Below are 15,483 nucleotides of genomic sequence, written 5' to 3' on the forward strand. Positions count from 1 at the left end.
TAATTTTTGAATAGAGAATCAGGCATATTTATGAGGAGATTACTAGTTGTTGTATTGGGTATTGTTGTGACTTCGGCCTTGGGCCAAGACAATGGGGAAGACAAACTGGGAAGCTGGCACATGTATTTTGGCACCAATCAGATTGCGGAGAAGTGGAGCATCCATACAGAAGCACAACTTCGATATTTTGAACAGGCAAAAAACTTCAATCAATTGTTACTTAGGACAGGACTCAATTATCACATTGATGACAATGCCATTGCTACTATGGGATATGCCTATATACTTACCGACCCCACTTTTGAGGGCAACGAGAATTTGGTGAACAAAATATCTGAAAACAGAATATTTCAGCAATTTATCCTTAAAAACAAGGTTTGGGAATTTTTATTCGAACATCGGTATCGATTGGAACAACGTTTTATAACCTTTGAAAATGAAAATAGTCCTTTTTTTGATGAAAGAATTGAACACCGTGCCCGCTATCGGTTACAGATGACCGTTCCCCTAACGGACATTTTCTTTTTGAATTTCTACGATGAAATTTTTATCAACCTCCAGAACGAGGCATTTGACCAAAACCGGTTGTACGCGGCGGTGGGACTTAATGTGACCCATAATCTAAGCGTCCAGGCCGGGTATCTTAAAAACCATTTCAGAACCGTGAATTATGACAGACTACAGGTGGCCGTTTTCTATAACCCGGATTTACGTGGACTTTTCAATAAAAAATAGGATTGCCGGTATTTTCTTTCGCAATTCCATCAAATTTCCCAATCCTGTTAAAATGATTGGGATATGAGTTCATATAGCGCACGAAATTTCGTAATTTTAACAAAGTTAATTTTTAAAACCATAAAAATTAAACCCTCATCGAGGAAATTGTTATGGTGAGTTAAATACCTCTACAAAAGGAAATGTTTAAGAATCAAGCTATTAATCTAATTTTAAACGTATGAAAAAAGTAATAAAATTACCATTGGCCGCATTGGCCCTTTTTGCGGTCTTTAGTTGTAAAGAAGTGAAAAAGGAAACCAACGATGCCGCAAATGAAGTGGAAGAAACCATGGAAGAAATGACCATGGAAGAGGAAGAAGTGGAATCCGTTAAATTTATGATGGAGCCTAAAAGCGATAGTGATGTTCAGGGCGAGGTCACCTTTACAGAAGAAAACGGGGAAGTAAAAATGATGGCGTCCTTCACTGGACTCTCCGAAGGGGAGCATGCCATTCACATACATGAAAAGGCAGATTGCTCCGCGGATGATGGAACTTCTACGGGAGGCCATTGGAACCCTACCAACGAACCCCATGGAAAATGGGGCGCCAGTGAAGGTTATCACAAAGGGGATATTGGCAACTTTATAGCCGATGCAGACGGTAACGGTATGGTAGAATTTTCAACGTCTGAGTGGTGTATTGGTTGTGACGACCCAAATAAAAATATTGTGGGCAAGGCCGTAATCGTACACCAAGGTACGGATGACTTTACAAGTCAGCCCAGTGGTGCTGCCGGTGCTAGGGTAAGTTGTACGGGAATTATCCAATAGGATTAAAAAATAAAATGATAAAAGCCACCTACAGGGGTGGCTTTTTCTATTTTTAATAGCTAAATTCAGCCCTATGCAATTGGAACAACTGGTTGAGAGATTCCGGAAGAAAGATGTTTCCGCCTTCGAGACACTTTATGGCATGTATGCCGAAAATATCTGCGGGGTAATCAACACCATTGTCAAAAACGAAGGGCGCTCCCAAGAAATCTGTCAGGATGTATTTGTCAAAATATGGGACAATGCGGACAGTTATAATGCATCCAAAGGCCGATTTTTTACCTGGATCTTGAACATTGCGAGAAATGCGGCCATCGATGAAATACGTAGTAAGTCGTATAAAAATGAAAAAAAGAACCTTTCCGCAGATTACTTCGTACGTATTTTGGAAAGTAAGGAAGAGGAAGTTGTTGCTACAGTAGAAACCGAAGGACTCTTTAAGTTAGTCCGGAGTCTAAAGAAAAAGTGTATACAACTAATTGAAATGCTTTACTTTAGAGGGTATACACAAAAGGAAGCGGCCGAAGAACTGGCCATTCCCGTTGGAACCGTTAAAACTAGAAATAGAAGCTGTATTTCCAAGCTCAGGGAAAACATGGAGATAAAATAAATGGATGTGCAAGAATACATAGCGTCTGGAATTTTGGAACTGTACGTCGCAGGGGTCCTTTCGGAGAAAGAAAACCTGGAAATACATAGATATGCACAGGAATATCCAGAAATCAAGGCAGAAATTGTTGCCATTGAGGCGGCCATCCTAGAGATTTCACAAAAAGCGAATACCGTAACGCCTGTCGGTTTTGAAACCCTAAGATCACAATTGGACGCTAGAGATACATCGAAGGTCGTTCCACTGACCAAAGAATCAAGGCCTTGGACCCAATACCTAGGTTGGGCGGCTTCCATACTTTTGGCCATTGGACTTTTTTGGGTCTATAATCAAAATAAGGAATTGAAATCCCAGTTGGAATTGGTAGAAAGTCAAAACCAACAGTTAGAACAGCAAATAGCCGAGTCTAATTCCTCCTTGGAAAAATCGCGGGAGCTCCTCAATACGCTGAGGGACCAAAATATTTTGGTAATCCCTTTAGGAGGGCAACAAGTTTCTCCAGATGCCTATGCAAAGGCGTATTGGAACAAACAAGAGGAAAAAGTGTTTATAGACGCGAAGGGTCTACCAGCACCACCGGATGGTTTTGTTTATCAAGTTTGGTCCTTAAAATTATCGCCCTTAACCCCTACGAGCATGGGTCTTTTAGAAGATTTTACCGAGGATGAAAACAAGGTGTTTGCGCTGAACAATCCAAATAATTCCGAAGCCTTTGGGATAACTTTGGAACCTGCCGGAGGTAGTGAGACACCCACATTGGAGCAACTCTATGCACTTGGAGCGGTTGCATCCTCCTAAATTATTTGAATCCCACTATAGATTGCTTACTGGAAAAATTAGTATTTTTCGACCATGGATATAAAGAAACTCTTTGGTACCATTCTCACCCTGTTAGGAATTGGGGGGTTGGTCTACGCCGCCATATTATTTGGCAATAGTACAGGAACAACAAAGGCCTTGATCGTATATTCCGTTCTGGGCGGTATATTTTTCTTCTCGGGAATCGGGCTTTTGAGAACAACAAAAAGTTAAATGATCTACTGGATTTAGATATCCTTGGAGACCTTATGAAATCGCAATGTGCGTACCATCCATTTAGGTAATGGTTTATGCGGATTTCGTTTTTTTAAATCAAGGTAGATACCCAATGGTTTTAAAATAGGTACTTTATGGGTTTCCACGAATTCTATTAAGGTTCCATCTGGGTCTTCCACATAACTAAAATGGCCCGCCGCATCGCCCATATCAAAACTTTGGGAGCTATCTACGGTAAATGGATAGTTTAAGGAAGCGGCACGGTTCCTTAACTTTTCCATTCCTTGTACATCAAAACATACGTGGATATATCCTAAATCACCCCATAACCTATCCTCGAATATTCTATTTGGTTTTCTATCCAATGCTTGCAGTAATTCTATTTGGGTTGGTCCCAACAACTCCCCAAAACCACCAAAATTAGGTCGGGAATGCGCTAGTACCACTTTCCTGAATAAACCAAAATGTGTATCAGGTGTGTTGTTAAGGGGCAATTCTATAGTTTCGTCCGATACCAAAATACTATAGCCCAACAAATCACTGTAGAACCGTATCGATTCCGATATTTGTGAAACCCCTATCACGACTCCCAACACGCCACCCGTGCTCAAATGTGTCCTGCTAAAAAAGTATCTATCCTGTACAACTTCGACCAGATTGTCCCAGGGGTCCTGAAAATAGAAAGAAATTCCATTCTTCCCAGTTTTATTTATACCTGTCAAATATTTTAATTTCAGCCCCCTCAACGATTCATAACTCTTCTGAATATCGTTGCTCCGTATTTTCATAGCATTTATCCCTAAATCACCAAGAATTATTGGGAATTTGGGTTTTTGGGGAGTTCTGCTCAAAAACTGCCAGATTTCCAAACCACCCCCTCCCAGCATATTTAAGGACAAATAAGCATTTCTATGGCATATCTCACCACTTGTATACCTTTTCATGAGTGCTGCCGGCGCTTCGTCCTTGAAAACAAGAATATCAAAACCCAAGTGTTTTCTATACCAATTAAAAACTTCCTTGGTGTCCGATACTCCTATACCTACTTGTTGTATGCCATTTATGATGTCAGGTGTTGTAGGGCGTTCTGATGAGTTTGTCATGAATCGTTTTTAGTTTTTTACTTGGATATCCCAACCTAAACAGGATTACAAGCAAGAGGTTGGAAAGGTTCACCCGTAGATAGGAGTTGGCTTCGTACTTTCTAGCAGATACTATCAAATCGTTTTTTATGATCTTGTAGCGTATCCCATTCTTTTTCATGCGCTCAAAAAACTCGAAGTCCTCCATCAAAACCTGGGTTTCCTTAAAACAGCCCAAGGTTTCAAAAACTTGTCTTATTATAAACAAGCATTGATCACCACCACCTGTAAATATGCCGTCCTTAGCCGTGAAATAGGAGTTAATTTTTAATGGCAAACTTTCCCTATCGAACCTGTATGAAAAGAATCCAGCGTCAAATCCGTCATTAATTGTCTTCTGTATGTCTTGTAAAAATGATTCCGGTGGTTTTACATCGGCGTGCAAAAAAGCCAAGACCTCCCCTTTAGCCAATTTGGCCGCTTCGTTCATCTGGCATGCCCTACCCTTCTTAGTGCACCTTATAATATCGGCCTTATCCAGGGTTTCCCTTTTAAAATCCATTTCGCTCTCCGGTGAAAGTGCCACTAGTATTTCAAAGGGAACTTGCGAGGAAAAGCTTGACAACCTACCGACCAATAGGTCGATATTTACGGTTTCTTTATGTGATGGAATTATAATACTGATCATAGCAACAAATAGGTCGTTCCCCAAGTCCGTAACTTTAATTTTCCGGGGATTTTCTAAATCTACGGAATTAGCACCGTAAGGGTTTTAAAATCGTCACTATAATTCTTTAGATTCTACTGAAAGTTCAAAAAAGAATTTACGACAAAGATTGAAAAAGCAAAGGATATACTGTGATAATCCCAACAATAATTAAAGTAGTCTATAGGTTATCAAAATAAAACCATTTACGGATTCGTACGTAGGTACTAAAAACAAAAAACATGATGCGTTCAAAATATATAGCAGACTACTTTGGGGCAAGCCCACGGTGCATTCACCAGAAACAATCCTTTAATTTAAAGGCAGGCCTGCGAGAATTCTACCACTTGGCGGTGACAATCAACTTACTTTTTATCCTATTGATAGGCACTTGGAACGGTTTTGGCCAAAGCACATCCAAGTCCGAAACTATTGACTTCAACAAGCTTTCGGTAGAATTCCTGGTCAAAATCAAGAACCAAGAAAATACCCAAAAAATCCAGGATACCTTTTCGAATGTCACCATTAAGGAATTGGAAGATGCCCTGGACACGAACCAAAAGAAATTGGCTTTTTGGGTCAATATTTACAATGCCTATATCCAGGTAATACTGAGGAACAACCCAGATTTGTATAAGGATCGAAGCAAGTTTTTTAAGGCGGACCAGATTTCTTTTGCCGGGGAAATGATTTCCTTTGAATTGATTGAGCATGGCATCATTAGGGGGTCTCAATGGGAATATGGTTTGGGGTTTATCGGTAAACTATTTCCAGGGGAATTCGAAAAAAGATTACGGGTGGAGGAGCCCGACTATCGAATCCATTTTGTCCTCAATTGTGGCGCAAAGGACTGTCCGCCCGTAGCCATTTACGAGTGGAAAAGGTTGGATGAACAGTTCGCCAAAAGTACCAGCAATTACCTGAAGCGGACCACGGAGTACGATGCCGTCAAAAAAGAGGCAAGGGTAACAACCTTGTTCAGTTGGTTCAGGGGAGACTTTGGCGGTACGGACGGTATAAAGGAGATATTGAAGAAGGAAGGCCTGATTCCGACTACCAAGGGCATTAATCTTGAGTACAAAAATTATGATTGGACCTTAGAATTGGATAATTTTGCGACCCTTTAATGGAAGAGTCGCAAAATGAACTACCTTTCCCAAGTAAAAAAAATCTGTATATTTCTATTTGTACTACTGGCTATATACTCGGCTACCTTACTTCCCAATCTTAGATTTTCATTTGATTTTAGTCAGTTTTTTCCCGAAGAAGATCCAGATCTGGAGTTTTATCAAGATTTTGTGGCCGAATTTGGTACCGATGATAATTTTCTGCTCATCGCCGTTGAAAACGAACCTACCGTTTTCAATCAAGAATTTTTGAAGCGATTCAATGCTTTTTCGGAAGACAGCAAGGACTTTGATTTTGTTGAGGAGCGCTCATCATTAACGACATTATCCTATCCACTTAAAACTAGCTTTGGTTATACCCAGTTGCCCATAATCCATTTGGATGACCCTTCGGCCTATGAAAAGGACTGGGAAAAAATTAAGCAGGACAAGCTTTTTACCAATTTCCTAATAGATCAAAAAGCTACCTCTACGGTAGTTGCCCTACGCACCCAGGACGATATCGATTACCAACAGGCGGAGATTTTACTTTCCCAGGTACGGTCGTCCTTAAAGAAACATCAATTGGATGAATACCATATCTTGGGGAGGGCCTTCTTTTTGGAAGCCATTGTGGACATGCAAAAAAGCGAAGTCTTAAAGACCAGCATCATAGCCGCTATTTTAGTCCTGATTATTTTATTATTGGTGTACCGAAGCCTGCCCTTGGTCCTTATTTCAATGTTGTCCATAAGTGTTTCCCTTTTACTTTTTTTAGGCATTTTGGCACTTTGGGGAAAAGAACTGAACGCGATGGCAGCTTTTTACCCTGTTTTGATGCTCATTGTTGGTACTTCGGATGTGATACACGTAACGGACAGTTTTATACGTAAAATCCAGTCGGGAATTCCTAGATACAAAGCCATCCGTTCCTCGCTTCGCGAAGTGGGACTCACTACCTTACTGACCTCGGTCACCACGGCGGTGGGCTTTATGACGCTGTTGTCCTCCAGGTTGGCCAGCATTCAGGAATTTGGAATAAACGCAGCTATTGGGGTCATGGTGGCGTACATCACCGTTATCTTCTTTACCGGATCGCTGTTGATTAGTCTTCCCGAAAAGATGCTGTTGGGAAGAAAAAGTGTCTCAAAGAAATGGGTGGACCTACTGCAAGGTGTCAATACATTCACAAAAGACCATCCAAGGTCAATTTTAGCAGGTACGGCAGTGTTCACTATTTTATGCCTATGGGGTATCAGTCTGATAAGTACCAATTATGAGTTTAAAAGAACGTTGCCCAATAGAAGTGAAATAGCGGCCGATTTCGAGTTTTTCCAAAAGCACTATGCCGGCTTCCGGCCTTTGGAAATCGCGGTGATGTCCAAAAACGACTATTCGGTCTTGGACTACTCCGTCGCATTGGAAATTGAAAAATTGATGGATTATTTGGTCGAAATTCCTTCCATAGGCAACCTTCAATCCTCCAATTTACCATTCCAAGTGCTGCACAAGGCACATAATCTAAATAAATCCGAATTTCTGACCTTACCCGATGATGCGGCCACTTTTGAAAAATACAAGAAGGATATCCAAAAATTGGGAAGGCAGCAATTGGAACGGTTCGTAAACAAGGATGCCTCCATGGCACGTATCAATGGAAGATTACAGGATATAGGCACGGATAGCTTAAAACTGGTATATGAGAAGATTGAAAATTATGCTGACACTAAACTGGATACCACAAAAATAAAGGTCAAGGTAACCGGAAAAAGCATGCTTTTGGATAAAAATTCGGAATACATTCGAAGCAGTCTGCTAGAAGGGCTGTTCTTTGGCCTGCTACTCATTGGCGTCATAATGGTCTTGGTTTTCAGAAACCTAAAACTATTTGTCATTTCACTGATTCCCAACATGTTGCCGATTCTTTTTGCCGGTAGCGTACTGGGCTATTTGAATATCCCATTGGAAGCTTCCCTTTCGGTGGTATTTGCCATTGTATTTGGTATAGCCGTGGATGATACCATACATTTTTTAGGGAAATACAAACTTGGTATCACGCAAGGACTCACTCAGGAACAGGCCCTGGAAAAGACATTTGCACATACAGGAAGGGCGTTGGTAATTACGACCGTTATCCTCTTTTTTGGGTTTTTGGTGCTCTTGTTTTCAATACACCAACCCAGCATTACGATAGGCATCATAATTAGCGTAACCCTAGTAACCGCTTTGATTTTGGATATACTATTGATGCCCGTGTTAATCCGTAAAATGATAAAGGAAGCGTAATTTATTTTCTATCCAAAAGTTTTTTTAGTGAACGATGGGCCAGAATTGTTTTTCCTAACAATAGTACCATAAGAGCAATCCACAAAGAAAAGAGTAGGTATTCCATAACACGTGAATTTTAAAGTTTCGGTTTGGTTAAATTCATATCCTATTTAAAAGTTTTGGGGCTTATAAATAGATTTAAATATGCATTTCACCGATAAATATATGTATTTCATCCTGTCCATTATTAAAAATCGGTAACTTTTCGATGAAATGCATCCTGATAAAACGCCATGACCAAAAGGTCATGGCGCAAACAACAAAACAATCCAACCTAAAACAAACCGGTAATGAAAAAATAGTACTCCAATTACAGTTCTTGAATTTGCCTTTCCATTAACGGGCCCAATTCATACACTGCACCAATAAGTTCCTTTTTCAAATCCTTTACTTTTTCCGCATCGTTATTGGCCTTATAGACTTCGGCAGCTTGGTACAAAAGGGCAGGTTCAAACGTTTTATGAAGTACATAATTATCCATCAATTCCTTGGCCTTTTCCAAATTACCCATCTTTAGGTGGCTATACGCCAACCAGCTATAGGACTCTGGCGTAGGTCTGTTGAAAACCTCCTTCTTTGCCAGTTCCAATGCCTTTTCATACTGCGCGGTTTCATCAATAAACAATCCTACATTGTAGGCGTTGTACATATCGCCATAGGATGGGTTATCCACTTTTTGGAAATATTCGTTTAAGTTTTTGAGGCGTATTAGGTCATTGTCCATGTAATCGGCTATTTCCGCCTTAAGCAAATAGTAATCGGGAGCTTGATAGTTCTTTGTTACAGAATCCAGTATTCTAAGGGCCTCCTCCGGATTTTTATCATTGGAAAACACAATCCAGGCAATGCCCTTTTTCGCATAGGCATAATTGGAATCCAGTTCCAAAGCCATTAAGTAGTGGGCATAGGAATCCTGTAGTCTTCCCGCATGACCATAATAATCGGCCAAATTGGTGATACTCCACAAGATTAGTGCCTCGTTTTTGGAAGAAATAGCAATAGCCTTGGCCTTCTCCATAAAGTTGATGGTCGTATCCAAATCGCCCTTGTAGTCGTTCCATTTTGCCAACCGGATCAAGTATCCAAAGTCCTTCATATTCTTTATGCTGTCCAAATACTTTTCTGCAGTATCGTAGTTTCCCAACTCCATATGAACATCAAAAAGTAGGTACCGATTTTCCCTGGGATCCGAACCAATTTCCAGTGCCTCTTCCGCTAAGACCAAAGCTTCCTTGAATCTATGTTGTGATATGTAGTTTCTGGCCAAGGACCTTCTATAACCTGCCCTGCCTACGGCAGCTATTTTTACGGCCCTTTGCAGACTTTTTTCCGCTTTTATTAGATAGTCAATATCACCTGTCTCCTTAAAAAAACGATTGTACTCACCCCCTACTATTCCAAAACTAGTCAGTTGCATACTGTCTGCCCTGATCTTGGAATTCCATAGTTCAAAATATTTGGAGGTTTTTTTTGGGGTCTCTACCGTTAAATATTTATTGTAATCATTTGCATTGGCCACCTCGTACTGTTTCTTTTCTGAACAAGAAAGTAGTACGATAATTAGTGCCAAAAAGTATAAATAGCGTTTCATAATCTGTTTATTTGGATTGTCATTTAGAATTTTAAAATAAGGGGGAGGTTTTAAACTCCCCCTCGCTCCTCTTTTTCATAGTCTTTATTCAGGAGCTCCCAAATAAGGGAATGTTGTAGCTATGTCCGCGGTTAGGCCAACCCCGTCCGAGGTCAATCTTGGCAAATCTGGTGTTCCGTCCATATCAATGTCCTGACCACTAAAGCGATCGCCTTCCATACCACCGAACAATAAAATCAGGGAAACATCGATTACATCATCCTGAGGCCTTCTACCGGTCAATGCAACTTCGTCACCATCGGGCACCAAAATTCTTCCATCCATATCATTATCGGTTCCTGGATCAAAGTAGGTCGTTGGCAGATCTGGAGCTACTTCCAACACATCGGCAGCCAAATATCCGGTAAGCGTGGCCGCATCCAAACCAAGGATATTGGGTTCATAGTTAACATCATCTGGGTTAGCTCCCAAAAGATTGGCGTACACGTCATGATAGGCTTCCAATCTAGCCTCAAAACCAGCTTGGAACATGGCGCCCATTTGAGAAGGTATGGCCATGTTGTGCGCATTTTTTGTTTCGTCATCAGCGCTCAACACCGTATTAATCCCCGGCCTTCCCATAAAGTCTATCTGCACGTAGGTTCCTGAGAAATCTGGCATCATAGGACCCATTCCATCTTCGCAAGGTGTGCAGGAACCCCCGCAATCGACAGCCGTTTCATCTCCGTTCATGATACCATCATCGCACGTTGCATTGGCCATTGGAGGAGTAAAATCATCATCGTTGTTACAGGCTACCAGTGTTAAAACGGTACAGGCCGTAAGAAACAAGAACTTTATTTTATTTAGTTTCATCTTTTTATTTTTTTAGCGTTCGTTATTATTGTTTTGCATTGGTAGTCACCCAAGTCTTGTAAACCGTTAAGCCCAAGGCATTTGTTGCCGTTGTTTCCCCCAACATGGTGTTGGGAATTTCTACTACGATAGACATGGTATTGGCCCCATCAAAGGTATCGACCGCTGTAGTGTCATCATCTGCTGTTGAATTGGGGTCTCCAGCAGGCTTAAAACCTTCCGGGGCCATTCCGCCTATGACCGCATTGAATTGAAAAAAGTCAAAAAAGAAGGCATCCTGCCTTGGCCCTGCAAATAGGGAAACACCACTGGAAGTCGTTTCCACAATGGCCGTATCAGCAGAAATATCAACAGAACCCAATGGACTATCGACCATTACCTGACCGCTAGTTCCTGTGGTAGTTGGGACAACAGGACCAAAGAAATACATTTTTCCATCCCTAGGAATCGCTTGTATAACCAAGTCTTCAACTAAATCCCCATTAGTATCGATATTGATTTCGGTCAACACATTTTCATCGAAGGTGCCATAGGCCAAATCTGGCAGTACATTTGACTGAAGGTCTACGGCAAACACCGTGTTGTCCGAGCCCAAGGATGGCTCAAAAGCGTAATAATCGGCAATATCAGCACTGGTTCCCATAGAATCCGGAGCATCGATGTGGTCCGCAGCTACTAAGAGAGCCGCAATGAGGGACAATACCCCAAGACCGGTAATAAGGTTTTTGTTTTTCATAATTAAAGTTTTTAGATTAAATCAACCTTACCTACGGAACTGAATATTAGAAGTTTGCTTTTAAATGTTAAAGTATTCTTAATATATTCCCGATATCAATCTCTTAAAAGGAACAGAAGCAATTTGATTTATTATTTTCTGGGTTAGCCAATAGAACAAATTGTGTAACAATTTTGACCAAGGAACAGAATTGGTAATTAGCTAACTTTGCCACCTCGCAATAAAAACAAAATGAACCCATCGGCAAATGGCTGGATAGATAAGTTTGGCTCTCTGGTAAAATACCACGATGGGAGATACACCAGTTTTGATATTTTATTCGAGGACCTAAACAGTTGGGGCTTTGTCTACGGCATTAATACGGGTTTCCCAGATTTCATTACCCCGGAGCATGAGTTTTCAGAGGATGAAAAGGCCAAGATCAATTTGTTGACCGCGCTCTATTTCACCTTAAAAATTGCACAGCCCCAAACCGATTTTCAAGATTTTCTTGAAAAGATATTTCAGTTTTACGAGACCTTGGAAGTCAATAAAGTTTCTTTTTTGGGAAAACTCTTCTCCGGAAGCAAAACCTCCTCAAAGCTTGAGAAAATTCTGGATTCAAGGGTTTATCTTGAGGATAATATTATCAGCAAAACCTTCAATAGTTCCATTACGAATTCCCTCCTATTCATTGATGTGCTGCTATTTAAAAGGTATCTAATGCATGCAAAGGGTATTAAAAAACATGCACAACGGCTGGAATATCTTGCCATCAACATTACTTATCATGCCTTGAATTCCAAGCGTAAGAACAAAAAGGATAAAAAGCTGGCGCAATTATTGGCCTCATCATTGACCTTTATCGATGGTGATTCACAAAAGTTTGATAACTCTTATAGAAACCAGTTGCTTACAAATGATGATCTATGGGAAAAAAGGTATCTTTTGAAACTGGCATGTTTAACGGTTTGGGAAGATGGATCCCTGGAATTTATGGAGTCCGAGTTCATACAGATACTAGGAAAGGACCTCCAATTAGATGCCCACACCATAAAAAATTCCTTGGCGCATGTTTCCAATTTTATAAATTCCAACAAGGAAACCATTCCCTTTTTGCAGGACCAGAATATGGCCATAAAGTTCTACGACAGTATGTCCAGACTGGTCAACCGTTTAATTCTAAGGAACAAAAAGCGATTACTCAAGGAACTTTCCGGAAGTGCCGAGTTGGTGTCCTTGCTTTCAAAATCCACCGTAAGGGACCTTACGAAAGAGGAAAAGAAAAAGGTGCAAACCCAATTGCTGGATATTTTTAAGAGTATACCGTCCCTGGCCATCTTCCTGCTTCCTGGGGGCGCTATCCTTTTACCTATTTTTATTAAGCTGATTCCTACCCTATTACCCTCTGCCTTTGATGAGAACAGGGTGGAGAATGAGGAGTAGCAGTGAACGACAGTTAACAGTTAACAGTGAACAATAAGCAGTAAAAGTAGGCAGTAACAGTTAGCAGCTAGCAGTGACAGTAAGCGGTAACAGAAAGCAGTAACAGTGAACAGTAGACAGTGAGCGTTAAGCGTCAAGCGTTAAGTGTTAAGCGTTAAGCGTTAAGCAACAAAACACTTTCCACTTTTAACTTTCAGCTTTTAACTTTTAACTCACTCCAACCACAATTTAAAATCCTTTACGCGTTCCCTGCTCACAATGATTTCCTGCTCCGAAAAGGAATTTAGTTTGATCTGCAAGCGCGAATTGGTGTAGGAAATAATATCCTTTATATAGTTTATGTTCACGTAAAATTTGCGGCTCACCCTAAAGAAAGTATCGGGTTTGAGTTCCTCCTCCAAATTTTCCAACGTGGTGTCCAATAAATAGTTCCTGCCATCAGAGGTAGCGGCATATGTACCTTTATTCTCACTGTAGAAGCATTCCACTTCGTCGGCATTTATTATTTTTAAATGTTGACCGACCCTGACGGTAAACCGCTTTTTATACTCGCGCTCCAACGGATTTACAAGCAGTTTTTTAATATCCTCAAAATCCAAACCCAGTTTTTTGGTTTCGGGTTTTAAGTGTCGGTATTTTTTTACGGCGCTCTCCAGTTCCTCATCGTCAATGGGCTTTAGCAAGTAATCTATACTATTGAGCTTAAAGGCCTGAAGGGCGTATTCATCGTAGGCCGTTGTAAAGATGATGGCACTTTTTACATCCACTGCATCAAAAATTTCAAAGGAAAGACCATCGGACAATTGAATATCCAAAAAAATAAGATCGGGATGCTCGTTTTCTTGAAACCAAGCAATGGATTCCTCCACCGAATGTAACATTGTGGAAACGGCCACATCCAGCTCCCCTAGTAACCGGCCAAGTCTTCTGGCAGCCGGTTTTTCGTCCTCGATAATAATTACGTTCATACGAGTGTTAATTCAAAAATTTATAGTTCAAAAAAATAACTCTTACTCTCTCATTGAACCTTTCTCTTCCTCTTCTCTCAAAAATTTTTCCATTTGCCTTTTCTCCCAATTCTTGATGAATGTAGGCTTTAGTTCCTCCCATGATTTCGATTTAAACCTAAAAACATAGAGTGCGTGGGCCAATAAACCTATTCCCCAGAGTATGGGAGTTCCTATAACGTTCCAACTTACCCAACCACTAAAGTTTGGGTCCTGCATCCAATCATATTCACCTTTGAACCAATTGAATAGGTTCAATTTAACGATTATCAAAAGAGCATTTATAATAATATACACTCTTAGATGACTGTAGAATTTTTTGATCTGCTGCACCTGTCGTTGCGCCTTTTTATATTTCTCCGATTGTTTTAGACTACCTTCCATGCCTACCGAATTTTTCAGCTTCACGCTTATCCTCTTCCATAAATTTCTGAATCTGTCGTTTCTCCCATTCCTTTGAAAATAGCGGGTTATAGGAAAACACTTTCATCCCATGGAAAAATAGGCCTATGCCCCAAAAAAACCAGATAGAAAAACTTCCAAAATCCAGGACATCCCAAAAATCCGCCCCGCTTCCCATCCTACCAATGATGGTGGAAATGGTAATAAATGTGTTCACTCCAATATATGCGGCCAAATGCCAGTAGAAACCCTTTAGTTCCTTAAGCCGTTCTTTGGCCCTTTCCATTTTGTTTTGATCTCTTTCCATTACTTCCATTTTGTTTGTTCCTCCTCCTCCTGCATCAGTTCGTTAATTTTACGTTCTTCCCAATTCTTTCCTAGAATTGGGTTAAATCCAAAAGCTTTTACTCCTTGGAAAACCAGCCCTATGCCCCACCCGAAAGCGGCCCACAAAAACCACGGATAATTCCATTCGTTCAGCCAATAATTTAGTCCGGCCAAAAAGCCAATGAAGATTACATAGGACAGTGCACTTGTATAAAACTTTTTTATGTTTTCAACCCGTTCCTTGGCCCTAAAGTATTTTGATTCTTGATCTCTGTTATTCATGACGTTACGTTTGTTGATTCTTCGGTTACCTTAAAGATACCGTTTTCCTTAAAGTTCGTCGTTCTTCATAAACTCTTCCAATTTTCTTCGTTCCCAGTCCTTTCCAAAAAATGGGTTATAGTCAAAGGCATTGGCCGCATGGCCCAACAAACCCAAGCCCCAACCAAAAGCGGGAAAGAAGGCCCAGGGAAAACTGGTAGTTTGATAGTTGATCCATATCAAAAACGGAATGACGAGGCAATACGCCAATAAATTGCCATAAAAACCTTTGATTTCGGCCACTTTTTCCTTGGCCCTTCGGTATCTATAATCGCTTTTATTTCTCATGATTTTTTCTTTTAAGGAAGGTAATCCTTCCGGTTATTTTTTATTGATATATCAAATTTCAGGGATTATCAAGGGTTTTGAAAAAGTGGTTTACCCAATTGTACAATTTGAAGGA

18 protein-coding genes are annotated in these 15,483 nt (G+C 40.6%); 8 read left to right on the forward strand and 10 right to left on the reverse strand.

The features are described 5' to 3' along the window. Positions 1-30: 30 nt before the first annotated feature. The 5 genes from ACZ41C_RS00595 to ACZ41C_RS00615 all read left to right on the forward strand — a co-directional run bounded on the left by ACZ41C_RS00595 (position 31) and on the right by ACZ41C_RS00615 (position 3,191). Entirely contained in the window at positions 31-735 is a 705-nt protein-coding gene (locus ACZ41C_RS00595; protein WP_138259728.1) for a DUF2490 domain-containing protein, read from the forward strand. 220 nt (positions 736-955) lie between these two features. Next, on the forward strand, positions 956-1,549 hold the full coding sequence (locus ACZ41C_RS00600) for a superoxide dismutase family protein (RefSeq protein ID WP_138259729.1): 594 nt from the start codon (positions 956-958) through the stop codon (positions 1,547-1,549). 73 nt (positions 1,550-1,622) lie between these two features. Beyond that, positions 1,623-2,159, forward strand: coding sequence for an RNA polymerase sigma factor (locus ACZ41C_RS00605; protein ID WP_464563554.1), 537 nt, complete (start codon positions 1,623-1,625; stop codon positions 2,157-2,159). Then, entirely contained in the window at positions 2,160-2,957 is a 798-nt protein-coding gene (locus ACZ41C_RS00610) for an anti-sigma factor (protein WP_464563556.1), read from the forward strand. Between the two features lie 54 nt (positions 2,958-3,011). Beyond that, positions 3,012-3,191: a hypothetical protein gene (locus ACZ41C_RS00615; protein ID WP_138259732.1), complete on the forward strand. Its 180-nt coding sequence runs from the start codon at positions 3,012-3,014 to the stop codon at positions 3,189-3,191. Positions 3,192-3,205: 14 nt separating this feature from the next. Here the strand turns inward: ACZ41C_RS00615 and ACZ41C_RS00620 are convergent, their stop codons facing one another. After that, entirely contained in the window at positions 3,206-4,297 is a 1,092-nt protein-coding gene (locus tag ACZ41C_RS00620) for a VOC family protein (RefSeq protein WP_464563558.1), read from the reverse strand. Next, the gene (locus ACZ41C_RS00625; protein ID WP_464563560.1) at positions 4,263-4,964 is read right to left on the reverse strand and encodes a glycosyltransferase; all 702 of its coding nucleotides are present in this window, start codon (positions 4,962-4,964) and stop codon (positions 4,263-4,265) included. Before ACZ41C_RS00625 ends, ACZ41C_RS00620 begins: the two co-directional genes overlap by 35 nt. A 260-nt stretch (positions 4,965-5,224) precedes the next feature. Between ACZ41C_RS00625 and ACZ41C_RS00630 the strand changes: the two genes are divergently transcribed. Together ACZ41C_RS00630 and ACZ41C_RS00635 are read left to right on the forward strand one after the other, a co-directional pair. Further along, a complete protein-coding gene (locus ACZ41C_RS00630; RefSeq protein WP_464563562.1) occupies positions 5,225-6,109 on the forward strand; it encodes a DUF547 domain-containing protein in 885 nt (294 codons plus the stop codon). A gap of 15 nt (positions 6,110-6,124) precedes the next feature. Beyond that, the gene (locus ACZ41C_RS00635; RefSeq protein ID WP_464563564.1) at positions 6,125-8,374 is read left to right on the forward strand and encodes an efflux RND transporter permease subunit; all 2,250 of its coding nucleotides are present in this window, start codon (positions 6,125-6,127) and stop codon (positions 8,372-8,374) included. 352 nt (positions 8,375-8,726) lie between these two features. Here the strand turns inward: ACZ41C_RS00635 and ACZ41C_RS00640 are convergent, their stop codons facing one another. The 3 genes from ACZ41C_RS00640 to ACZ41C_RS00650 all read right to left on the reverse strand — a co-directional run bounded on the left by ACZ41C_RS00640 (position 8,727) and on the right by ACZ41C_RS00650 (position 11,598). Continuing rightward, positions 8,727-10,007, reverse strand: a complete 1,281-nt coding sequence (locus tag ACZ41C_RS00640) for a tetratricopeptide repeat protein (protein ID WP_464563566.1) — start codon at positions 10,005-10,007, stop codon at positions 8,727-8,729. Positions 10,008-10,091: 84 nt separating this feature from the next. Further along, positions 10,092-10,862 (reverse strand): DUF4331 family protein, encoded by a 771-nt coding sequence (locus ACZ41C_RS00645; RefSeq protein ID WP_464563568.1) that lies wholly within the window; start codon positions 10,860-10,862, stop codon positions 10,092-10,094. 25 nt (positions 10,863-10,887) lie between these two features. Further along, a complete protein-coding gene (locus ACZ41C_RS00650; RefSeq protein ID WP_464563570.1) occupies positions 10,888-11,598 on the reverse strand; it encodes a DUF4331 family protein in 711 nt (236 codons plus the stop codon). 231 nt (positions 11,599-11,829) lie between these two features. Here ACZ41C_RS00650 and ACZ41C_RS00655 point away from each other — a divergent pair, with 231 nt between their 5' ends. Continuing rightward, on the forward strand, positions 11,830-13,023 hold the full coding sequence (locus tag ACZ41C_RS00655) for an LETM1-related biofilm-associated protein (RefSeq protein ID WP_138259739.1): 1,194 nt from the start codon (positions 11,830-11,832) through the stop codon (positions 13,021-13,023). 212 nt (positions 13,024-13,235) lie between these two features. Here the strand turns inward: ACZ41C_RS00655 and ACZ41C_RS00660 are convergent, their stop codons facing one another. The 5 genes from ACZ41C_RS00660 to ACZ41C_RS00680 are packed head-to-tail and all read right to left on the reverse strand — an operon-like array spanning position 13,236 to position 15,368. After that, positions 13,236-13,991 (reverse strand): LytR/AlgR family response regulator transcription factor, encoded by a 756-nt coding sequence (locus ACZ41C_RS00660; protein WP_138259740.1) that lies wholly within the window; start codon positions 13,989-13,991, stop codon positions 13,236-13,238. 42 nt (positions 13,992-14,033) lie between these two features. Then, complete coding sequence (locus ACZ41C_RS00665) at positions 14,034-14,414, reverse strand: 2TM domain-containing protein (protein WP_138259741.1); 381 nt, start codon at positions 14,412-14,414, stop codon at positions 14,034-14,036. Next, entirely contained in the window at positions 14,404-14,739 is a 336-nt protein-coding gene (locus tag ACZ41C_RS00670) for a 2TM domain-containing protein (RefSeq protein WP_240042786.1), read from the reverse strand. The genes ACZ41C_RS00665 and ACZ41C_RS00670 overlap by 11 nt, the downstream gene beginning before the upstream one ends. Further along, positions 14,739-15,041, reverse strand: a complete 303-nt coding sequence (locus ACZ41C_RS00675) for a 2TM domain-containing protein (protein WP_138259743.1) — start codon at positions 15,039-15,041, stop codon at positions 14,739-14,741. Before ACZ41C_RS00675 ends, ACZ41C_RS00670 begins: the two co-directional genes overlap by 1 nt. 48 nt (positions 15,042-15,089) lie before the next feature. Beyond that, the gene (locus ACZ41C_RS00680; protein ID WP_138259744.1) at positions 15,090-15,368 is read right to left on the reverse strand and encodes a 2TM domain-containing protein; all 279 of its coding nucleotides are present in this window, start codon (positions 15,366-15,368) and stop codon (positions 15,090-15,092) included. Between the last annotated feature and the right edge of the window lie 115 nt (positions 15,369-15,483).

It is taken from the genome of Maribacter sp. C-4077 (genome assembly GCF_055378385.1).

Coding starts and splice junctions, on each gene's coding strand:
- ACZ41C_RS00670 (WP_240042786.1), bottom strand. CDS start 14,739: ATGGAAAGAGATCAAAACAAAATGGAAAGGGCCAAAGAACGGCTTAAG.
- ACZ41C_RS00655 (WP_138259739.1), top strand. CDS start 11,830: ATGAACCCATCGGCAAATGGCTGGATAGATAAGTTTGGCTCTCTGGTA.
- ACZ41C_RS00635 (WP_464563564.1), top strand. CDS start 6,125: ATGAACTACCTTTCCCAAGTAAAAAAAATCTGTATATTTCTATTTGTA.
- ACZ41C_RS00650 (WP_464563570.1), bottom strand. CDS start 11,598: ATGAAAAACAAAAACCTTATTACCGGTCTTGGGGTATTGTCCCTCATT.
- ACZ41C_RS00595 (WP_138259728.1), top strand. CDS start 31: ATGAGGAGATTACTAGTTGTTGTATTGGGTATTGTTGTGACTTCGGCC.
- ACZ41C_RS00605 (WP_464563554.1), top strand. CDS start 1,623: ATGCAATTGGAACAACTGGTTGAGAGATTCCGGAAGAAAGATGTTTCC.
- ACZ41C_RS00640 (WP_464563566.1), bottom strand. CDS start 10,007: ATGAAACGCTATTTATACTTTTTGGCACTAATTATCGTACTACTTTCT.
- ACZ41C_RS00610 (WP_464563556.1), top strand. CDS start 2,160: ATGGATGTGCAAGAATACATAGCGTCTGGAATTTTGGAACTGTACGTC.
- ACZ41C_RS00660 (WP_138259740.1), bottom strand. CDS start 13,991: ATGAACGTAATTATTATCGAGGACGAAAAACCGGCTGCCAGAAGACTT.
- ACZ41C_RS00630 (WP_464563562.1), top strand. CDS start 5,225: ATGATGCGTTCAAAATATATAGCAGACTACTTTGGGGCAAGCCCACGG.
- ACZ41C_RS00615 (WP_138259732.1), top strand. CDS start 3,012: ATGGATATAAAGAAACTCTTTGGTACCATTCTCACCCTGTTAGGAATT.
- ACZ41C_RS00625 (WP_464563560.1), bottom strand. CDS start 4,964: ATGATCAGTATTATAATTCCATCACATAAAGAAACCGTAAATATCGAC.
- ACZ41C_RS00645 (WP_464563568.1), bottom strand. CDS start 10,862: ATGAAACTAAATAAAATAAAGTTCTTGTTTCTTACGGCCTGTACCGTT.
- ACZ41C_RS00675 (WP_138259743.1), bottom strand. CDS start 15,041: ATGAATAACAGAGATCAAGAATCAAAATACTTTAGGGCCAAGGAACGG.
- ACZ41C_RS00620 (WP_464563558.1), bottom strand. CDS start 4,297: ATGACAAACTCATCAGAACGCCCTACAACACCTGACATCATAAATGGC.
- ACZ41C_RS00665 (WP_138259741.1), bottom strand. CDS start 14,414: ATGGAAGGTAGTCTAAAACAATCGGAGAAATATAAAAAGGCGCAACGA.
- ACZ41C_RS00680 (WP_138259744.1), bottom strand. CDS start 15,368: ATGAGAAATAAAAGCGATTATAGATACCGAAGGGCCAAGGAAAAAGTG.
- ACZ41C_RS00600 (WP_138259729.1), top strand. CDS start 956: ATGAAAAAAGTAATAAAATTACCATTGGCCGCATTGGCCCTTTTTGCG.